Genomic DNA, 18,662 nt, shown 5'->3' on the forward strand with positions numbered 1-18,662 from the left:
GGCAGGGCGCGCCGAGTTGCGGTGTCTTGTGCGAGGGGCTGCGAGTTGCGGTGTCTTGCGCGAGGGTTGTCAACGGTCAGGACGAAGTCCTGTCCGGTTGCGGACGGGTCTCATCGCCCGGCCGCCTGATCTGCCAGAAGCCGCCGCCACCACCGCCACCGCCACCGCCCCATTGCCGGTCGCGCTTGCTGAAGGCGGGCAGGACCGCGTCGATGAGAGTGGGAAGTGCTGTGCGGTGGGGCGAGGTGGATCAGGTGGTTCTGGTGGGAGTGGGGGTGGCGGGCAGGCTTGGGGTTGCGGGTTCGGCGTCTGGGGTGGTGGGACGGGGATGGCGTAGTGCGGTCGGCAGCACCGCGAGCGCGACCACGGCGCCGATCACGCCGGTGACGACGAAGCCCCACAGCGGCGCCGAGGCGTCGATCACGGCTCCGGCCAGCGGGGCGCCGATGGCGATGCCGACGGTGACCGCCGAGCCGTGCAGGCCCATCGCCTCGCCCCGGACGCTGGCCGGAGCGAGCCGGCTGACCGTGTCGGAGGTTGCCGCGATGCTGGGCGCGCAGAGCATGCCGGCGGGGATCAGCGCCAGGCAGAGCAGCCACCAGTGCGATCCGCCCAGCCCGACCGGGATGGTGCACAGGCCCAACGCACCCATCAGCACGACCGGGGGGAACGAGCGGTGGATCGCGCCGTACGCGAAGCCTCCGACCAGCGACGCGATCGCCCATACGGAGAGTACGGCGCCGGTGAAGGCGGCATCGCCGTTCTCCCGCAGCACGGCGATGACCGCCACGTCGGTGCCGCCGAGCACCAGGGTGGTCGCGGTGCTCACCACCAACACGGCGACCATCCGCGAGGTGAGCCACTGCCGGCGGGCGATCCTCGGCTGTGGACCGGTCACCTCGCCGGCGTTGCGCACCGGCGGGTTGAGCAGCCACAGCATGACGCCGGCGGTGACGATGCCGGCGCCGACCAGGTAGAGCGTGAGGCGGGCCGAGATGGTGGTGACACCGACCGTGGCGAGCGCGGGACCGATCATGAACGACAGTTCGACGGACATCGAGTCCAGCGCGTACGCGGGTCGGCGTTGTTCCGGTGGTACCAGCGCGGCGATGGACTGCCGGATCACCGAGAAGATCGGCAACGCCAGCAGGCCGGCCAGGAAGGCGGCGGGCAGCAGCAGCGGGTAGGAGAGCATCGGCGCGGTGGACCAGAAGATCGCCTCGGCGACGGTGGTGAGGACCAGCATCGGGCGCAAGCCGCGGCGGTCCACCAGCCGGCCGAGCAGCGGAGCGCCGATCGCCGCGCCGACGGTGATCCCGGCGCCGACCAGGCCGGCCGCACCGTAGCCGCGCCCGAGATCCTGCACGACGTAGAACGTCAGGGTCACGCCGGTCGCGGTCAGCGGGAGACGTGCCAGTACCGCCACCAACAGCAACGACCTCAGGCCGGGCAGGGCGAGCGCCGCCCGGTAAGGCTTCATGTTCACGACGGTCCGTACCTCCGCCGGACATCCTCGATGGGAGGTACGGTCCCCGCCAATCTATTATCGGATCATGCGGCCCTGATCACAGGGGCGCCGTGCATGGTGATCCCGGCGCCGTCGAGGGCGCGCAACGCGACGTCGGTGGTGTCCGGCGCGACGGCTGCGGTCAGCTCCAACAGCACGGCGGTGGCGAAGCCCTCTCGGGCCGCGTCCAGGGCGGTCGCCCGGACGCAGTGGTCGGTGGCGATGCCGACCACGTCGACCCGGTCCACCCCGTGCCGGCGCAGCCAGTCGGCCAGGCCCTCGCCGTTCTCGGCGTGCCCCTCGAAGCCGGAGTACGCGGCAGAGTACTCACCCTTGTGGAAGATCGCCTCGATCCGGTCGGTGGCCAGTTCGGGGTGGAACTCCGAGCCGGGGGTGCCGACCACGCAGTGCCGCGGCCAGGTGCTCACGTAGTCCGGCGGGTTGCCGAAGTGCAGGCCGGGATCGATGTGATAGTCCTTGGTCGCCACCACGTGGTCCCAGCGGTCCGGCTCGGTGGCCAGCAGCCGGGAGATGCCCGCGGCCACGCCCGCGCCCCCTGCCACGGCCAGCGATCCGCCCTCGCAGAAGTCGTTCTGCACGTCGACGATGATCAGCGCGTTGCTCACCGAACTCGCTCCTTTCAATCGGCGGGTACCACGGTGACCGGGACCGCCGGGTCGCCCGCGGAGAGCTTCAGGCCCTCCCACGGAATGGAGATCAGGCACTGCCGCAGGTGTTCCCGTGACTCGTCCAGCGTCGGCAGCGCCACCGGCTCTCCGTCCACCACGTACGACCGCTGCAGCAGCCGGTCGTTGGGGCGTCGGTCCGGCACGCCCTGCGGGACGATGATCTCCTCGGTGGCGGTGCCGGTCGGCTTGTGTCGCCGGACGGCCACCTTGCGCCCGCCGATGGTGGCCTTCTGCTCGGAGCGCTTGACCACCGGGCGGCCCTCCACCTCGACCAGCTTGTAGACCAGGCCCGCCGTCGGTGCTCCGGAGCCGGTGACCACGGCGGTGCCCGCACCGTACATGTCGACGGGTTCGGCGGCCAGCGCGGCGATGGCGTACTCGTCGAGATCGCCGGAAACGATGATCTTGGTTTCGGTGGCGCCGAGCGAGTCCAGCAACTGACGGGACTGCGTAGCGATCACGGCCAGGTCGCCGGAGTCGATCCGGACGGCCCGCAGATCGGGCCCGGCCACCTCGATCGCGTTGCGGATGCCCTGGCTGATGTCGTACGTGTCCACCAGCAGCGTGGTCTCCTTGCCCAGCGTGGCGACCTGCGAGGCGAACGCGGCCCGTTCGTCGTCCTGGAGCAGGGTGAAGGCGTGCGCGGCGGTGCCCGCGGTGGGGATGCCGTAGCGCTGGCCGGCGGCCAGGTTGGAGGTGAACCGGAACCCGGCCAGGTACGCCGAGCGGGCGGCCGCGACCGCCGCCTCCTCGTGCGTCCGCCGCGCCCCCATCTCGATCAGCGCCCGCCCCCGGGCCGCGGTCACCATCCGGGCCGCCGCGGCGGCCACCGCGCAGTCGTGGTTGAGCACCGAGAGCACCAGTGTCTCCAGCACCACGCACTCGGCGAAGGTGCCGGAGACGGTCAGGATCGGCGAGCCGGGGAAGAACAGCTCACCCTCGGCGTACCCGTCGATGTCGCCGGTGAACCGGTAGTCGGCCAGCCAGGCGGCGGTCTGCTCGTCGACCACCCCGCTGCCGCGGAGGAAGTCGATGTCGGCCGGGTCGAAGCGGAACTCGCGGACCAGGTCGATCAACCGGGCGGTGCCGGCGACCACGCCGTAGCGGCGGCCGGCGGGCAGCCGGCGGGTGAACACCTCGAACGCGCAGCGGCGGTGTGCGGTGCCGTCCCGCAGGGCGGCGCTGACCATGGTCAGCTCGTAGTGATCGGTCAGCAGTGCGGGACTGAGGGTGTGCACATCCTCAGCCTAGGGTTCATGTCGCCGCCGTGTCGTCGTGGCCCGGGATCGTCCGCAACGCCGCTCGCAGCTCCGCCCGCCCGGTCACTCCGAGCTTGCTGTAGATCCGTTGCAGGTGGTTTTCCACCGTCCGGGCGGAGAGAAAGAGCTGCTCGGCGATGATCCGGCTGGTCTCGCCGTGGGCCGCGAGCCGGGCCACCTGCCACTCCCGATCCGTCAGCGTCGGGGTCGCCGTGCGCAGGGCCGGAGTGTGCACGACGTCACAGCAGCCGAGCAGGAAGGCGAGCCGCTCGGTGGCCGCCGCGATGTCCGGGGAGCGGTCCCGGCGCAGCAGATGCACCGCGGCTGCCGCGGCCTCGGCGGCGAGCAGCGCCAGCCCGAGCTCCATGAAGCCGTCGGCGGCGGAGAACAGCTGCTCGGGCGAGCCGTCCGCCGCCGCCCGGGCGTGCCGGGCCAGCAGCGGGGGCAGTTCGCCGTCGACCTGTTCCGACAGTTCCGTCAACCGCTGGGCGATCGTCCGGCGGCTGCCGTCGGAGCAGGTCGGCCCGGTCGGCGCGGCGGCCTGGCCCAGGCGTACCAGGTCATGCAGCACCAGCGTCTCGTGTCCGGCGAAGCCGTCGGCACGCAGCCGCTCGACCAGCCCGTGCAGGTGCGTCACCGCGCCGGGCAGGTCGCCCCCGACGGCGAGCGTGGCCGCCCGGGCCTGCTCCAGCCACGGGTACAGCACCGCCATGCTCCGCGCGTGGCTGTTGTCGGCCTCGGTCATCGCCTCGGCCGCCTGCCGGGCGTCACCGCGTAGCGCGGCGGCCTGGGCGCGCTCCGCCTGGGCCAGCCCGGCGTAGACCCGGCTGGTCGCCAGGATCGCGCAGGCGCCGAGCGCCGCCTGCATCGCGGTGTCGCTGCGCCCGCGCAGTCGCGCCGCGTACGCCCGCAGGATGGTCAGGTAGCCGCTGCCGAGCCGGAAGTCTCCCGCGTCGGCCAGGTCGGCGAATTCGTCGGCGACCAGGCTGTCGATGCCGGTCAGGTCGCCGGAGATCGCCAGCCGGGTGCCCCGGGCCAGTTCCACGGCCAGTTGGAGGTACGGCATGTCCGTACGCCAGGTGCCCGCCTTCGCCTGGACCAGGTCCACCGCCATGGCGCTGCGGCGCAGCTGCCCCTGCACGGCCTGCAGGTGGGCGATGGCGCAGCGGGCCAGCTCGCGGGCGGCCACGCTGGCCGCCGGCCGGTCCAGCACGCCCTGGGCGAGCCGGAGCGCGGTCGGGGCGTCCAGCCGATGCAGGCGCATGATCGACTCGAAGGCGCGGACCCTCGCCTGGGCGGCGAGATCGATCAACTCGGTGCCGCGGCGGGCGATCTCTTCCACCGTGGACTCCTGGCTCAGTCCCCAGTAAGTGACCATGCCGCGGACCGTCAGCCACCGGCTGAGCCGTTCCTCGCCACCCGTGTCGGTGGCGACCGTGTCGAGCACCCCGAGCGCCTCGGCCGGCCGGTCGGCGAACATCAGGATGGTGGCCAGCAGTTCGGCCGCGTCGAACCCGCCACCGGCGTCGAGCGCCGCGCGGGCCAGCCGGGTCGCCAGCGGTACGTCGTAGCGCGCGAACGCCTGCCCGGCCGCGGCGATCAGCATGGCGGGATCCTGCGCGGTGCCGGATTCCAGCCGCCAGACCGCCACCCGCAGCAGGTCCTCCCGCCGGCGCTTGCCCACCCCTTCCAGCAGTTCGGCCAGGTGCGCCTGCAGTCGGCGGGTCCGGCTGACCGGGCACTGCCGGCGGACCACCTCGCCGTAGAGCGGATGGCCCAGCCGGACGTCGAGCCGCCGGTCGGAGTTGACCATCGTGATCATTCCGCGTTCCTCGGCGGTCTCCACGTCGGCCTCCTCCACGACCGTGTTGAGCAGCCGCAGGCCCAGCGGCTCGCCGAAGGCGACCAGCTCGACCACCGTCCGTACGCCGGGGCTGAGCTGGCCGATCCGAATGTCGATCAGCTCGGTCAGGCTGGGTGCCAGCTCCAGCCGACCGGTCCAGGTCCAGAGCCCGAACCGCTCGGTGAGTTCCTCGCTGTTCTGGACGGCGTGCACCAGCTCGCGCAGCAGCAGCGGGTTGCCGGCGCTCAGCTTGCCCAGCCGGTCCGCCGTGCGGCCGTCGACCGGGCCTTTCAGGATGGCGGCGAGCAGGCCGGCGGTGTCGGTGGGGGGCAGCGGACTCAGCTCGGCGTGCTCGACGAGGTCGTCGGTCCACAGTGCGCGCAGCGGCAGCGGCATCTGCTCGCCGTCGCGCAGGGTGCCCACCACACAGGCGTTCTCCGTCCGGGCCACCAGATGCACCAGTGCGGCCGTGGGCGGATCCAACAGGTGCGCGTCGTCCACGGCGAGCACGATCCGCCGCCCGGCGGCCTGCTGCTGCAACAGGTCGACGGCCCACCGGAGGATGCCCGCCGGCGACAGCCCCTGCGGATGCTCGACCGGGAGCACCTGCACCAGGCCGCCGAAGGGCATCGCCGCGGTGGTGGCACTGGCCGCGATCCACCCGACCGCGTACTGATCTCCGGGCAGAGTGTCCACACCCTCCCGCAACAGCCGGCTCTTGCCGATGCCCGCGTTGCCGGTGAAAAAGATGCCACGCCCGAGCGTCCCGGTCACCGCCCTGTGCAGACGGTCGAGCTCCGCCCGGCGGCCCACAAACCTCCACCGACTCATCAGGGCAGCATATCGACGGCGCTGTTGCCGGGCTGGTAGCCCGGCCGGGAGAAGTTGAGTAGCCGGTTTCGTACCACTGAGTATCTTGATTCTTCGTTCCCACCCGCCGATGCGCCGTACTCTTCCGGCATCCGGATGCCGTAACCGGATGTTCATCGCGACCGGTGCCGCCGGCCGCCTGTCCTGGAGGACGCCGTCTGATGAAGCCGGGTCCGCTGCCCGACCTCGGCACGCCCACCGACGCTGCGCGACCGCCCGGTCCCGGCCCCTTCCCGCACCGGCTCGGCGTGGGACGTACCGGCCCGCACGAACCGCTCGCGGTGATCGCCGTGGGGCCCGCCGGTGCCGGCCGCGCGGGCGTACTCGCCGCCGTGCTGGATCTCGATGACGGAATGCTCAGCGTGCCGGCCGGCAGCTGGCTCGTGGTACGCGACGCCGCGGTGGCCACCCGGATCGCGTACGTGCCCGGCTCCCGGACGCCCTACTCGTACCGCGCGGACCTGCCGACCGTCGGGCCGGCGCTGGCCCGGCCACCGCGCCGGGTGGAGCTGAGCCTGCCCAAGCCGCTGCTGAGGCACTTCGCCCTGGTCGACACGCCGGACAACGGGTCGCTCGGGTGCTCCGGCGTCGGGGTGCTGCTCGACGCGGTGGGCCGGGCCGGCGCGGTGCTGTTCGTGGTCGCGGCGGACCAGTCGTTCAGCGGCGCCGAGCTGAACCTGCTCGCCGAGGTCGCCGGGACGGCGGTGCGGGTCTTCGTCGCGGTGACGCCGGGCGCCGACGGTTGGGTGGTCCCGGGGGACACGACGGTCTTGGGGGACACGGCGGCGCCGGACTCGGGGGAGTCCGGCGACCCGGCGGTGGACCCGACCGGGGTCATCGTCGAGGCGCACCGGGCTGCGCTGCTCGCGGCGGTGCCGGGGCTGGCCGACGCCCGCTGGTTCCCGATCGTCGACGGCAACGCGGACGAGCTGCGGCAGTCGCTGGTCGACTGGGCGTGCGACGAGGGGCTGCGCCGGGCCAGCGCGGAGCCGCCGGAGGTGCCCGGCACACGTGGCCGGGTGCCGGTGCTGGCGGAGCCGGGCGCATGGTCCGAGCGGCTCGACCGGCAGACTCGTTCGGAGGGCCGGCGGATCCGCCAGCACCTGGCGCTGGAACTGGCCGACCTGCACCTGCGGGTGGTGCAGGAGATCCTCTTCGGCGTCGGCTGCGTCGGCCTGCCCCAGTTGCTCGACCGGGAGTTGGAGGCGTTGTCGCTGCTGGCCACCGCGCAGTGCGATCACAGCGTCCGGACGATCGTCGACGACCTCGCCGGGCAGCTGTTCGGTGCGCCCGTGCCCGAGGGGGTGCGCCGACGCATCAACGAGGCGGTCAGCTGGACCCTGACCCACCACACGGCCGGGCCGGAGCTGGACCGGCTGCTGCTGGTCACCAGCGGTGCGGACGTGACGGGGATGACCGGCGGCCCTGCCGTCGACGCGTTGTCCGGCTATCCCGCGGCGGTGCGTACGGAGGTGCTCCCGCCGGTGGCGGTGGCTCTCTCCGGCGGCTGCTGGCAGCACTGGCGTATGCCGGGCCGGAACGACACGAACGCCGCCCGCTCCTGGGTTCAGCGGGTGCTGCGGGAAATCGAACTGGAACTGTCGCGAGAGGTGGCCCGCCGGTTCAAGGTGATCCACCGCTCGCTCGGCACGGTGCTCTCCGATGCCGCCGAACGTGGCACGCTGCTCGCCTGACCGTCCCGCCGTCGGCGCGGTCGGGTCGCCGGGCGGGGCCGGGCGCGGTCACGGTGTGGCGGGCGGTGGTGACGTTCCGGGCCGGTCCGATGTTCCGGTTCCTCGGTTCCGCCGATCCGGTGGCACGATGGGGGGCATGGCGGCTCCGCAGGTTGCACCGGTCGAGACCCCGGACACCGATGAGGTGCCGGTTCCCGACCGGCCGTGGGTGACGATCGTGTGGGATGACCCGGTCAACCTGATGACGTATGTGACCTGGGTGTTCCAGAGGCTCTTCGGCTACAGCCGGGAGAAGGCCGAGCAGCTCATGCTGGACGTGCATTACAAGGGGAAGGCCGTGGTCTCCAGCGGCGCCCGGGAGCGGATGGAGCACGACGCTTCCCAACTGCACGCCTACGGACTCTGGGCGACGGTGGATCGGTCGTGAGCATGTTCCGCCGCCGGGGTGACCGGTACGTCGCCAGCTTGGCCATCGACGAGGTGCGCGTGCTGCGCAAGGTCGCCTCCGAGGTCGTCGGTCTACTCACCGACGGGTTCGACCATTCCGACCCGGTGGTGAGCCGGCTCTTTCCCGAGGCGTACCCGGAGGACGCGGCGGGGGCCGCGGAGTTCCGCCGGTACACCGAGGGTGATCTGAAGACCGCGAAGATCGACCAGGCCGGGGCGATCCTGGCCGCGCTGCCCGACAACGGCGGCGGGGAGGTGCGCCTGGACGCCGAGGCGGCCGAGGCGTGGTTGCGGGCGCTCAACGACGCCCGGCTGGCCATGGGCGTACGCCTGGAGATCAAGGACGGGACGGACCTGGGTGCCGAGCTCGACGAGGCCGTCGCCGCGGACCCTTCCTCCAGCCGGGTGTTCCAGCTTTCGGTCTACGCCTACCTGGGTTACCTCCAGGAATCCCTGCTCAACGCATTGATCGAGTGACTGTGACCGGCACCGCCTCGCGGTCTGCCAGTGCCGGCGCTAGGCTTGTCGGCGTGCTGAGCATCGACCGGTCGATCGTTGACGCGATCGTCGCCCACGCTCGTCGGGATCACCCCGACGAGGCCTGTGGCGTGGTCGCCGGTCCCGTCGGCAGCGACAAGCCGACCCGGCACATCCCGATGGACAACGCCGCCCGCTCGATGACGTTCTACGAGTTCGACTCGATGGAGCAGTTGCGGGTGTGGCGGGAGATGGACGATCGGGACGAGGAGCCCATCGTCATCTACCACTCGCACACCGCCACGGAGGCCTACCCGTCGCGTACGGACGTCGCTTTCGCCGGTGAGCCGGGTGCGCACTATCTACTCGTCTCCACCCGCGAACCCGACACGGAGGAGATCCGCTCCTTCCGGATCGTGGACGGGGTGGTCACCGAGGAGCCGGTGCGGATCCTCGACGCCGGGGTGGATCCGCACGCCGTGCAGTCCTACATGTTCGGGCAGAGCCCGGCGACGGTCGACTACGAGTGTTCGGGCAACTGACCTTTTCAGCCCCGGCGCACCTTTCCGTCACCGAGCACACCTGATCAAGGAGTACGACACCATGGCCATTGAGGTTCGCATCCCCACCATCCTGCGCAGCTACACCGGCGGCGCGAAGGTCGTCGAGGGCGGCGGCGACACGCTGAACGACCTGCTCACCGACCTTGACTCCCGGCACGGCGGGCTGCGTGCGCGGCTGGTGACCGAGGCCGGCGCACTGCACCGTTTCGTCAACGTCTACGTCAACGACGAGGACGTGCGTTTCCTCGGCGCGCTGGACGCCAAGCTCTCCGACGGTGACAGCGTCACGATCCTGCCCGCGGTGGCCGGCGGCGCGTTCGGCTTCGCCGCCGCCGCGGCGATCAGCGGGCACAGCGCCGCCGCTGCGGCGATCAGCGGGCACAGCGCCGCCGCTGCGGCGATCAGCGGGCACAGCGCCGCCGCCGCTGTGACGGTCGCGCAGCACAGCGCCGTCACCGCCGGCTGAGGCGGCCGCGATGGCGCGGTACGACAGCCTGCTGGACGCCTGCGGCGGGACGCCTCTGGTGGGGCTGCCCCGACTGTCGCCGACGGTGCCCGACGGGGCGCCGCCGGTGCGGCTCTGGGCGAAGCTCGAGGACCGTAACCCGACCGGCAGCATCAAGGACCGGGCGGCCCTGTTCATGGTCCGGGCCGCGGAGGCGGCCGGTCGACTGCGGCCGGGGGACACGATCCTGGAGCCCACCAGCGGCAACACCGGCATCTCCCTGGCCATGGTGGCCAAGCTGCGCGGCTACCGGCTGGTCTGCGTGATGCCGGAGAACGTCTCGACCGAGCGGGTGCAACTGCTCCGGATGTACGGCGCGGAGATCATCTTCTCGCCGGCGGCGGGCGGCTCCAACCAGGCCGTCGCCACCGCCAAGCAGATCTCCGCCGAACATCCGGACTGGGTGATGCTCTTCCAGTACGGCAACGAGGCGAACGCCCGGGCGCACTACGAGACGACCGGTCCCGAACTGCTCCAGGACCTGCCGACGATCACCCACTTCGTGGCGGGGCTGGGCACCACCGGCACCCTGATGGGCACCGGGCGGTACCTGCGCGAGAAGGTCGAGGGCATTCAGATCGTCGCCGCCGAGCCGCGGTACGGCGAGCTGGTCTACGGCCTACGCAACATCGACGAGGGCTACGTCCCGGAGCTGTACGACGCCACCGTGCTCAACCGGCGGTTCTCGGTGGGCACCCGGGACGCGGTGCTGCGTACCCGGCAGCTGGTGGAGGTCGAGGGGCTGTTCGTCGGCTTCTCCACCGGGGCGGTGCTGCACGCGGCGCTCGCGGTGGCGCACGAGGCGGTCCGCGACGGCCGCCGCGCCGATGTGGCCTTCGTGGTCAGCGACGGCGGCTGGAAGTACCTCAGCACCGGCGCGTACGGCGGCACCCTCGCCGACGCCGAGGAGGCCCTGGACGGGCAGCTCTGGGCGTGACCTGGGGAGAGTGACATTCAGGAGGGCCACCGGCGATCGGCCGGTGGCCCTCGTCACGTCGGGTCACCCTGATCAGCCACTCAGCCAACGCGACGTCGATCGGACGGGCGAAGCGGTGTCACGTTGGTGACAACTTCCAGCAGATCATTCTTGCCTTCGCGCAGGCGGGCGTAGGCTCCCAGCGTGGCGTACGCGTCGGTAGTGATCACCGCCGGAGCGGCGGCCGGCAGGACCGCTACCTACCGTGACAGCGGGACAACTCGATGCGACTGACCGTCCTGGGCTGTGCGGGCAGCTTCCCCGGACCCGAGTCCCCCTGCTCGGCGTACCTGGTCGAGGCCGAGAACTTCCGGCTCCTGGTCGACTTCGGCCCCGGCTCGCTGAGCACCCTCCAGCGTTACGCCGGGCTGCACGCCCCGGATGCGATCCTCCTGACCCACCTGCACTGCGACCACTTCCTCGACGCCGCGTCGTACGTCGTGGTCCGGCGGTACGCCCCCGACGGCCCGTATCCGCCGCTGCCGGTCTACGCGCCGGCCGGCGCACCGGACCGGCTCGCCGCAGTTTACGGCCAGGAGAACAGCACCGTCGAGGACGTGTACCAGTTCTACGCGCTGCAACCCGGCACCTTCCCGATCGGCCCGTTCACCGTGACCGTCGACCGGGTGCTGCACCCGGTGGAGACGTACGGCGTCCGGCTGGAGCACGGCGGCCGGGTCCTCTGCTACTCCTCGGACACCGCCCCCTGCGAGGCGCTGCTGCGGCTGGCCCAGAACGCCGACGTCTTCCTCTGCGAGGCCAGCTACCTCGACGGGGTGGACAACCCGCCGGACCTGCATCTCACCGGCCGTGAGGCGGGCGAGGCGGCGGCCAAGGCCCAGGTCGGGCGGCTCCTGCTGACCCACCTGGTGGACGCCTGGGGCAGCGAGGCACAGACGGTGGCCTCCGCCGCGGCCGCGTACGCCGGCCCGCTGGAGGTGGTCCGTCCCGGCGCCAGCTACGACATCTGACCCGCCGGGGCGGGTTCGTGCCGCACTGTTCGCCGACTGGTGGACACCCGGGGACGGTTCGATCAGGGCAGCACATAGGGTGCAGGGCATGGCGCGACCTGACGGGCGACGGCCCGACCAACTTCGACCGGTGACCCTGACCCGAGGCTGGAGCACCCACCCGGAGGGTTCCGTACTGGTGGAGTTCGGTGCGACCCGGGTGCTCTGCACGGCGAGCGTCACCGAGGGCGTGCCCCGCTGGCGCCGGGGCTCCGGGCTGGGCTGGGTCACCGCCGAGTACGCGATGCTGCCCCGGGCCACGAACACCCGCTCCGACCGGGAGAGCGTCAAGGGCCGGGTGGGTGGGCGTACCCATGAGATCTCCCGGCTGGTCGGCCGGAGCCTGCGGGCCGCGATCGACCTCAAGGCGCTCGGGGAGAACTCGATCGTGCTCGACTGTGACGTGCTGCAGGCCGACGGCGGCACCCGGACGGCGGCGATCACCGGCGCGTACGTGGCCCTGCATGACGCGGTGACCTGGCTCGCCGCGCGCAAGGCGTTGGCCGGTAAGCCGGAGAACGTGATGCACCGGTCGGTGGCCGCGATCAGCGTCGGCGTGATCAACGGCGAGCCGCGCCTGGATCTGTGCTACGAGGAGGATGTGGCCGCCGAGGTCGACATGAACGTGGTCTGCACCGGCGCCGGTGACTTCGTCGAGGTGCAGGGCACCGGCGAGGCCGGGGTGTTCGCCCGCGAGCAGTTGGACGCCCTGCTAGACCTGGCCGTCGCCGGTTGCGTGGAACTGGCCGAAGCCCAGCGGAAGGCTCTTTCTCTATGAACAAGGTGCTGCTCGCCACCCGGAACCGCAAGAAGCTCATCGAGTTGCAGCGCATCCTCGACGGGGCACTCGGCGCGCACCGGATCGCCCTGATCGGGCTGGACGACGTCGAGGCGTACCCGGAGCTGCCGGAGACCGGGCTGACCTTCGGCGAGAACGCGCTGATCAAGGCGCGGGAGGGCTGCCGGCGCACCGGGCTGCCGACGATCGCCGACGACTCCGGGCTGGCCGTCGACGCGCTCAACGGAATGCCCGGGGTGTTCAGCGCCCGCTGGGCCGGCCGGCACGGCGACGACCAGGCGAACCTCCTACTGGTGCTGGACCAGGTCGCCGACGTGCCGGACGAGCACCGGGGCGCCTCCTTCGTCTGCACGATCGCGCTGGTGCTGCCCGGCGGCAAGGAACACCTGGTCGACGGCAGGCAGGCGGGCCGGTTGCTGCGCGCCCCGCGCGGCGACGGCGGCTTCGGCTACGACCCGATCTTTCTCGGCGACGGCCAGGACCGCACCAACGCCGAACTGACCCCCGAGGAGAAGGACGCGATCAGCCACCGCGGCAAGGCCCTGCGCGAACTGGCCGCCCTGGTCGCCAAGGTCCTCCCCGCCGCGGCCTGACCGGCCCTGCCCGGCGGGTCGTGAGTCGCCCGCCGCAGCACTGCCAACGTCCCTGCACACCGCGCTCAGCCGAGGGGGCCGATCTCCTGTTCGATGGCGGCGCGCAGGTCGGGGCTGGCGACCACGGCGCGGGCCGCCTCCATCACCGGCGCGAGGAAGACGTCGGGGCCGGGCTCGCCGGCGACCCCGCCGAGCGCGGCGATCGCCGCCCGGCCGGCCGGGGACGGGGTCAGCGGCGCCCGGAGCTGAAGTCCGCGTACGCCCGCCAGCAGCTCCACCGCGAGCAGGCTGGTCAGGTTGTCCAGGACGGTGCGCAGCTTCTTTGTGGCGGCCCAGCCCATCGAGACGTGGTCCTCCTGCATGCCGCTGGTGGGCAGCGAGTCCACCGAGGCGGGCGCGGCCAACCGGCGGTTCTCCGCGACGATGCCGGCCGCCGTGTACTGGGCGATCATCAGCCCCGAGTTGACCCCGGCGTCGGGGGAGAGGAAGGCCGGCAGGTCGCGGGAGCGGGTGACGTCGAGCAGCCGGTCGACCCGGCGTTCGGCGATCGCGCCCACCTCGGCGGCGGCGATGGCCAGGAAGTCGGCGGCGAAGCCCAGCGGTGCGCCGTGGAAGTTGCCGGTGGACTCCACCCGGCCGTCGGGCAGCACCACCGGGTTGTCCACCACCGACGCCAGCTCCCGCCCGGCCACCGTGCGCACGAATTCCAAGGTGTCCCGGGCCGCGCCGGCGACCTGCGGCGCGCAGCGCATCGAGTACGCGTCCTGCACCGCGTGCGCCAGGTCGTCGCGGTGCGAGTCCATCACCCGGGAGTCCTGCAACAACCGGTGGATGTTCGCCGCCGAGACGCCCTGCCCGGGATGCGGGCGGATGGCGTGCAACTCCGGCAGGAACGGCCGCTCCGAGCCGAGCATCGCCTCGATGGCCAGCGCGGCGGTCACGTCGGCCATGGTGAACAGGTGCGCCGCGTCGTGGATCGCCAGCAGCAGCATGGCGAGCATGCCGTCGGTGCCGTTGATCAGCGCCAGCCCCTCCTTGGCGGCCAGCCCGATCGGGGCGAGGCCGGCCCGGCGCAGCGAGTCGCCGGCCGGCACCCGCTCACCGTCGGGGCCGAGCACCCAGCCTTCGCCGAGCAGCACCAGCGCGCAGTGCGCCAGCGGCGCCAGGTCGCCGGAGGCGCCCAGCGAGCCGTGTTCCGGCACCCACGGGGTGACGTCGTGGTTGAGCAGGTCCACCAGCGCCTCGGCGACCAACGGGCGCACCCCGGAGCGGCCCAGGGCCAGCGAGCGGACCCGCAGCAGCATCATCGCCCGGACCACCTCCCGCGGCATCGGCGCGCCGACGCCGGCGGCGTGCGACCGGATCAGCGCGTGCTGGAGTTCGGCCCGCCGCTCGGGGACGACGAAGGTGTTGGCCAGGGCACCGAAGCCGGTGGAGACGCCGTACACCGGACGGCCCGCGGCCTCGATGTCGTCCACGATGGACCGGCTGGCCGCCATGGCGTCGACGGCAGCCGGATCGAGCACGATCTTGGCGGTGCCGCGCGCCACGGCGAGCACGTCGGCCGGGGAGATCCCGGTGGGCAGAATGGTCACGGTCATATCGGTGCTCCGTTGTGCAGGACCTGGCGGATCAGGGGCACCCCGGGCCGGTAGGCCAGGTGCAGGTGGGACGGGGCGTCGAGGATGACCAGGTCGGCCCGGGCGCCGGGCCGCAGCACCCCGATGTCGTCGCGGCGCAACGCCCGCGCCCCACCGGCGGTCGCGGCCCACACCGCCTCCGCCGGGGTCATCCGCATCTCGCGTACGGCCAGCGCGACGCAGAACGGCATCGACGAGGTGTACGACGAGCCGGGGTTGCAGTCGGTGGCCAGCGCCACGGTGACTCCGGCGTCGAGCAGCCGGCGCGCGTCCGGGTAGGGCGACCGGGTGGAGAACTCGGCACCGGGCAGCAGGGTCGCGACGGTGGTGGTGTGCCCGCCGTCGGCGCACATGCAGTCGAACCGGGTCGACGCCAGCGCGTCGATGTCGGCGTCGCTCAGGTGGGTGCAGTGGTCCACGCTGGCCGCCCCCAACTCCACGCCGAGCTGCACGCCGGGGCCGGGGCCGAGCTGGTTGGCGTGTACCCGCACCCCGAGACCCATGGCCCGCCCGCAGGCGAGGATCGCCCGGGCATGGTCGGCGTCGAAGGCGCCCTGCTCACAGAAGACGTCGATCCAGCGGGCGTACGGCGCGGCGGCGACCAGCATCGGTCCGCAGACCAGCGAGACGTAGTCGTCGGGGCGGTCGGCGTACTCGGCCGGCACCACGTGCGCGCCGAGGAAGGTGGTCTCCCCGCTCACCTCGGCGGCGATCCGCAGCGAGCGGGCCTCGTCGGCGACGGTGAGGCCGTACCCACTCTTGATCTCGATCGTGGTGGTGCCCTGCCGCAACGCCTCGGCGCGCAGCCGGCGCACGGTGGCGCGCAGTTCGTCGTCGGAAGCGGCGCGGGTGGCGCGGACCGTGGTCCGGATGCCGCCGCCGGTGTACGGCTGCCCGGCCATCCGGGCGGCGAACTCCGTGGCCCGGTCTCCGGCGAAGACCAGGTGGGCGTGGCTGTCCACGAACCCGGGCAGCACCGCCGCGCCGTCGGCGTCGATCCGCCGGTCGGCGGCCGGCGCGTCGGCGGTCGGCCCCACCCAGGCCACCGCGCCGTCCTCGACGAGCACCGCCGCGCGCCGTCGGATGCCCAGCGGCCCGCCCTCGCCCGTGCCGGCCACATTGGTGACCAGCTCACCGATGTTCTGCACAAGCAGGCTTCCGAGGCTGTGCCTTCCTCTGTTCGCGACTGCGGGGCTCGCAAGCTCACTCCTCGCGCTCACCGTGTCACCTCCGCGATCGACGTGGCCAGTTCCTGCGGTACGTCGACGGTCAGGTGCTGGCCGTCGCGCACCAGCACCCGGCCGTCCACCACCACCTGGGTGACGTCGGGGGCGCTGGCCGCGAACCAGACGCCCGCCGGGGTCACCCCGGCCGTGCGTACGCTGTCCAGCCGCACCGTGACCAGGTCGGCGCGGTCACCGGCCGCGATCCGGCCGGCGTCGGTCCAGCCCAGCGCGGCGTGCCCGGCCGCGCTCGCCGCCGTCAGCAGCTCCGCCGGGGTGAAGTGGCCCCGCCGCCGGGTCCGCAGCCGCTCGTCCAACTCGACCGCGCGGGCCTCCTCGAACGGGTCGATCACGGCGTGGCTGTCGCTGCCCAGGCTGAGCGGGACGCCGGCGTCGGCCATCCGCCGGGCCGGCCCGATGCCGTCGGCGAGGTCCCGCTCGGTGGTGGGGCAGAGGCAGACCCCGGTCCGGCTCTCCCCGAGCAGGTTCAGGTCGGCGCTGGTCGGGTGGGTGGCGTGCACCGCCGTGGTGGACCGGCCCAGCACGCCGTGGTCGGCGAGCAGGCCGGTCGGGGTGCGGCCGTGCACCGCCCGGCAGGCGTCGTTCTCGGCGGGCTGCTCCGAGAGGTGTACGTGCAGCGGCGCGTCCCGCCGGTCCGCCCAACCGGCCACCGTGGCGAGTTGCTCGGCCGGCACCGCGCGCACCGAGTGGATCGCCGCGCCGAGGCGGGCGTGCGCGCCGTCCGGGGTGAACGCGGCGACCCGGTCGGCCCAGCGCAGCGCGTCACCGTCGCCGAAGCGCCGCTGCGGTCCGGCCAGCGGCTGGCCGTCCACGGAGGCGGTCAGGTAGCAGGTGTCCAGCAGGGTCAGCCGGATCCCGGCGTGCGCCGCCGCCTCGACCAGCGCCGCGCTCATCGCGTTCGGGTCGTCGTACGGGGTGCCGCCGGGACCGTGGTGCAGATAGTGGAACTCGCCGACGCAGGTGATGCCGGCCAGGGCCATCTCGGCGTAGACCGCCCGCGCCAGCGCCAGGTAGGAGTCCGGGTCGAGCCGGGTGGTGACGGCGTACATCTGCTCACGCCAGCTCCAGAAGTCACCGCGCCCGCCGTGGGTCCGCCCGCGCAGCGCCCGGTGGAAGGCGTGCGAATGGGCGTTGGCCAGCCCGGGCAGGGTCAGCCCCGGCAACCGGACCGCGTCGGCCAGCACGTCGACCCCGGCGTCCGGACGGCCGGACGGCGCCAACGGGGTGACGGCGCTGATCCGGCCCTCGGCGGTCTCGATCAGCACGTCCGGGGTCGGCTCGGCCTGCTCGGGCAGCCATGCGTACTCGGCGAGCCAGCGGGTCATCTCGTCAACTCCTCCAGCACCTTCGCCAGGGCGGTCACCCCGGCGACGCAGTCGGCGTCGGTGGCCGACTCGGCGGGGGAGTGCGACACCCCGGTCGGGTTGCGGACGAAGAGCATCGCCGTGGGTACGTGTGCCGCGAGCACCCCCGCGTCGTGCCCCGCCCCGGTGGGCAGCACCGGTGCGTCCAGCAGCCGCGCCAGCCGGTCGGCCAGCCCTCCGTCGAACGCCACCAGCGGGGTCGCCGACTCCTCGGTCAGCGTGACCCGCGTGCCGTCGCGGCGGGCCCGCTCGACGACCTTGGCGCGTACCGCCTCGACCAGCTCGGCCAGCGTCTCCGGCTCGGCGGCCCGGGCGTCCAGCCAGCCGGTCACCCGGGACGGGATCGCGTTGGTCGCGTTCGGTTCCACGGCCACCCGGGCCACTGTGGCGTGGGCGTCGCGCAGCCGGGCCTCCTTGTTCGCGGCGAGCACGGTGAACGCGTACGTCAGCATGGGGTCGCGGCGGTCGGCCATCCGGGTCGTACCGGCGTGGTTGCCTTCGCCGGTGAAGTCGAGGCGCCAACGTCCGTGCGGCCAGATCGCGCTGGCCACCGCGACCGGCGCGGTCTGGTCGACCAGCGCGCGGCCCTGCTCGACGTGCAGCTCCACGAAGGCGGCGATCCGGCCGAGCAGCGCCGGGTCGGCCCCCGCCGGTCGGGCGCCCAGCGCCTCGGCGAAGCTCACCCCGGCCGCGTCGCGCAACGCGCCCGCGCGGGCGGCGTCGAGCTGCCCGGTGAGCAGCCGCGACCCCAGACACGGTACGCCGAACCGGGCCCCCTCCTCCTCGACGAACGCGCCGACGGCCAGCGGACGGGCTGGCGACACGCCGGCCGCGCGCAGTTCGTCGACGGCCAGCCAGGCGCTGACGATGCCCAGCGGCCCGTCGTACGCCCCGCCGTGCGGCACCGAGTCGAAGTGGCTGCCGGTCAGCACCGCGTTGCCGGCCTCCGGGTCGCCCCACCAGGCGAACAGGTTGCCGTTGCCGTCCTCGGCGACCGGCATGTCCCGCGCGTCGGCCTGCTTTCGGAACCACTCCCGCAGCCGCAGCTCCGGCTCGGTCAGCGCGTACCGCAGGTAGCCGCCGCTGTGCTCGTCGCGTCCGATCGGCGCGATCTCGTCCCAGAGCTGACGGAACCTGTTAAAAAGGGGCCCTTCCTCTACCGTATGCGTTAACAAGGGGCCC

16 protein-coding genes and 1 pseudogene are annotated in these 18,662 nt (G+C 72.9%); 9 read left to right on the top strand and 8 right to left on the bottom strand.

Annotated elements, in window-relative coordinates:
- Nucleotides 1-250: 250 nt before the first annotated feature.
- The 4 genes from IEY61_RS01545 to IEY61_RS01560 form a co-directional block, all read right to left on the bottom strand.
- Complete coding sequence (locus IEY61_RS01545; RefSeq protein ID WP_189040390.1) at nt 251-1,480, bottom strand: MFS transporter; 1,230 nt, start codon at nt 1,478-1,480, stop codon at nt 251-253.
- Nucleotides 1,481-1,551: 71 nt separating this feature from the next.
- The gene (locus IEY61_RS01550) at nt 1,552-2,133 is read right to left on the bottom strand and encodes an isochorismatase family protein (protein WP_189040391.1); all 582 of its coding nucleotides are present in this window, start codon (nt 2,131-2,133) and stop codon (nt 1,552-1,554) included.
- Between the two features lie 14 nt (nt 2,134-2,147).
- Entirely contained in the window at nt 2,148-3,434 is a 1,287-nt protein-coding gene (locus IEY61_RS01555) for a nicotinate phosphoribosyltransferase (protein WP_189040392.1), read from the bottom strand.
- Nucleotides 3,435-3,450: 16 nt separating this feature from the next.
- Nucleotides 3,451-6,129 carry a LuxR C-terminal-related transcriptional regulator gene (locus tag IEY61_RS01560; protein WP_189040393.1) on the bottom strand — a complete coding sequence of 893 codons (2,679 nt, stop codon included), beginning with the start codon at nt 6,127-6,129 and terminating at the stop codon, nt 3,451-3,453.
- A 200-nt stretch (nt 6,130-6,329) separates the two neighbouring features.
- Between IEY61_RS01560 and IEY61_RS01565 the strand changes: the two genes are divergently transcribed.
- The 9 genes and pseudogenes from IEY61_RS01565 (at nt 6,330) to rdgB (ending at nt 13,232) form a co-directional block, all read left to right on the top strand.
- Nucleotides 6,330-7,862 carry a P-loop NTPase family protein gene (locus IEY61_RS01565; RefSeq protein ID WP_189040394.1) on the top strand — a complete coding sequence of 511 codons (1,533 nt, stop codon included), beginning with the start codon at nt 6,330-6,332 and terminating at the stop codon, nt 7,860-7,862.
- Nucleotides 7,863-7,998: 136 nt separating this feature from the next.
- Nucleotides 7,999-8,289 (top strand): ATP-dependent Clp protease adapter ClpS, encoded by a 291-nt coding sequence (clpS, locus tag IEY61_RS01570; protein ID WP_189040395.1) that lies wholly within the window; start codon nt 7,999-8,001, stop codon nt 8,287-8,289.
- Between the two features lie 2 nt (nt 8,290-8,291).
- Entirely contained in the window at nt 8,292-8,786 is a 495-nt protein-coding gene (locus IEY61_RS01575) for a DUF2017 domain-containing protein (protein ID WP_189040518.1), read from the top strand.
- A gap of 53 nt (nt 8,787-8,839) precedes the next feature.
- Entirely contained in the window at nt 8,840-9,328 is a 489-nt protein-coding gene (locus IEY61_RS01580; RefSeq protein ID WP_189040396.1) for a M67 family metallopeptidase, read from the top strand.
- Between the two features lie 61 nt (nt 9,329-9,389).
- Nucleotides 9,390-9,713, top strand: a pseudogene (locus IEY61_RS01585) (MoaD family protein); the annotation flags it as partial.
- Between the two features lie 112 nt (nt 9,714-9,825).
- Complete coding sequence (locus IEY61_RS01590; RefSeq protein WP_189040397.1) at nt 9,826-10,791, top strand: PLP-dependent cysteine synthase family protein; 966 nt, start codon at nt 9,826-9,828, stop codon at nt 10,789-10,791.
- Between the two features lie 263 nt (nt 10,792-11,054).
- Entirely contained in the window at nt 11,055-11,801 is a 747-nt protein-coding gene (locus IEY61_RS01595) for an MBL fold metallo-hydrolase (protein ID WP_189040398.1), read from the top strand.
- Between the two features lie 88 nt (nt 11,802-11,889).
- On the top strand, nt 11,890-12,618 hold the full coding sequence (gene rph / locus IEY61_RS01600) for a ribonuclease PH (protein ID WP_189040399.1): 729 nt from the start codon (nt 11,890-11,892) through the stop codon (nt 12,616-12,618).
- Nucleotides 12,615-13,232 carry an RdgB/HAM1 family non-canonical purine NTP pyrophosphatase gene (gene rdgB / locus IEY61_RS01605; RefSeq protein WP_189040400.1) on the top strand — a complete coding sequence of 206 codons (618 nt, stop codon included), beginning with the start codon at nt 12,615-12,617 and terminating at the stop codon, nt 13,230-13,232. The genes rph and rdgB overlap by 4 nt, the downstream gene beginning before the upstream one ends.
- A gap of 65 nt (nt 13,233-13,297) precedes the next feature.
- Here rdgB and hutH read toward each other — a convergent pair whose 3' ends face one another.
- The 4 genes from hutH to IEY61_RS01625 form a co-directional block, all read right to left on the bottom strand.
- Nucleotides 13,298-14,833: a histidine ammonia-lyase gene (gene hutH, locus IEY61_RS01610; protein WP_189040401.1), complete on the bottom strand. Its 1,536-nt coding sequence runs from the start codon at nt 14,831-14,833 to the stop codon at nt 13,298-13,300.
- Entirely contained in the window at nt 14,830-16,026 is a 1,197-nt protein-coding gene (gene hutI / locus IEY61_RS01615; protein ID WP_189040519.1) for an imidazolonepropionase, read from the bottom strand. Before hutI ends, hutH begins: the two co-directional genes overlap by 4 nt.
- A 62-nt stretch (nt 16,027-16,088) precedes the next feature.
- A complete protein-coding gene (locus IEY61_RS01620; RefSeq protein ID WP_189040402.1) occupies nt 16,089-17,441 on the bottom strand; it encodes a formimidoylglutamate deiminase in 1,353 nt (450 codons plus the stop codon).
- A complete protein-coding gene (locus tag IEY61_RS01625) occupies nt 17,438-18,655 on the bottom strand; it encodes an allantoate amidohydrolase (protein ID WP_189040403.1) in 1,218 nt (405 codons plus the stop codon). The genes IEY61_RS01620 and IEY61_RS01625 overlap by 4 nt, the downstream gene beginning before the upstream one ends.
- Nucleotides 18,656-18,662 lie beyond the last annotated feature (7 nt).

Source organism: Micromonospora sonchi (assembly GCF_014646235.1).
Classification (GTDB): Bacteria; Actinomycetota; Actinomycetes; order Mycobacteriales; family Micromonosporaceae; genus Micromonospora; species Micromonospora sonchi.

Excerpts from the sequence above, each read along its gene's own strand:
- IEY61_RS01545 (WP_189040390.1), bottom strand. The coding sequence starts at position 1,480 with ATGAAGCCTTACCGGGCGGCGCTCGCCCTGCCCGGCCTGAGGTCGTTG.
- IEY61_RS01560 (WP_189040393.1), bottom strand. The coding sequence starts at position 6,129 with ATGAGTCGGTGGAGGTTTGTGGGCCGCCGGGCGGAGCTCGACCGTCTG.
- IEY61_RS01565 (WP_189040394.1), top strand. The coding sequence starts at position 6,330 with ATGAAGCCGGGTCCGCTGCCCGACCTCGGCACGCCCACCGACGCTGCG.
- clpS (WP_189040395.1), top strand. The coding sequence starts at position 7,999 with ATGGCGGCTCCGCAGGTTGCACCGGTCGAGACCCCGGACACCGATGAG.
- IEY61_RS01575 (WP_189040518.1), top strand. The coding sequence starts at position 8,292 with ATGTTCCGCCGCCGGGGTGACCGGTACGTCGCCAGCTTGGCCATCGAC.
- IEY61_RS01590 (WP_189040397.1), top strand. The coding sequence starts at position 9,826 with ATGGCGCGGTACGACAGCCTGCTGGACGCCTGCGGCGGGACGCCTCTG.
- IEY61_RS01595 (WP_189040398.1), top strand. The coding sequence starts at position 11,055 with ATGCGACTGACCGTCCTGGGCTGTGCGGGCAGCTTCCCCGGACCCGAG.
- rph (WP_189040399.1), top strand. The coding sequence starts at position 11,890 with ATGGCGCGACCTGACGGGCGACGGCCCGACCAACTTCGACCGGTGACC.
- rdgB (WP_189040400.1), top strand. The coding sequence starts at position 12,615 with ATGAACAAGGTGCTGCTCGCCACCCGGAACCGCAAGAAGCTCATCGAG.
- hutH (WP_189040401.1), bottom strand. The coding sequence starts at position 14,833 with ATGACCGTGACCATTCTGCCCACCGGGATCTCCCCGGCCGACGTGCTC.
- IEY61_RS01620 (WP_189040402.1), bottom strand. The coding sequence starts at position 17,441 with ATGACCCGCTGGCTCGCCGAGTACGCATGGCTGCCCGAGCAGGCCGAG.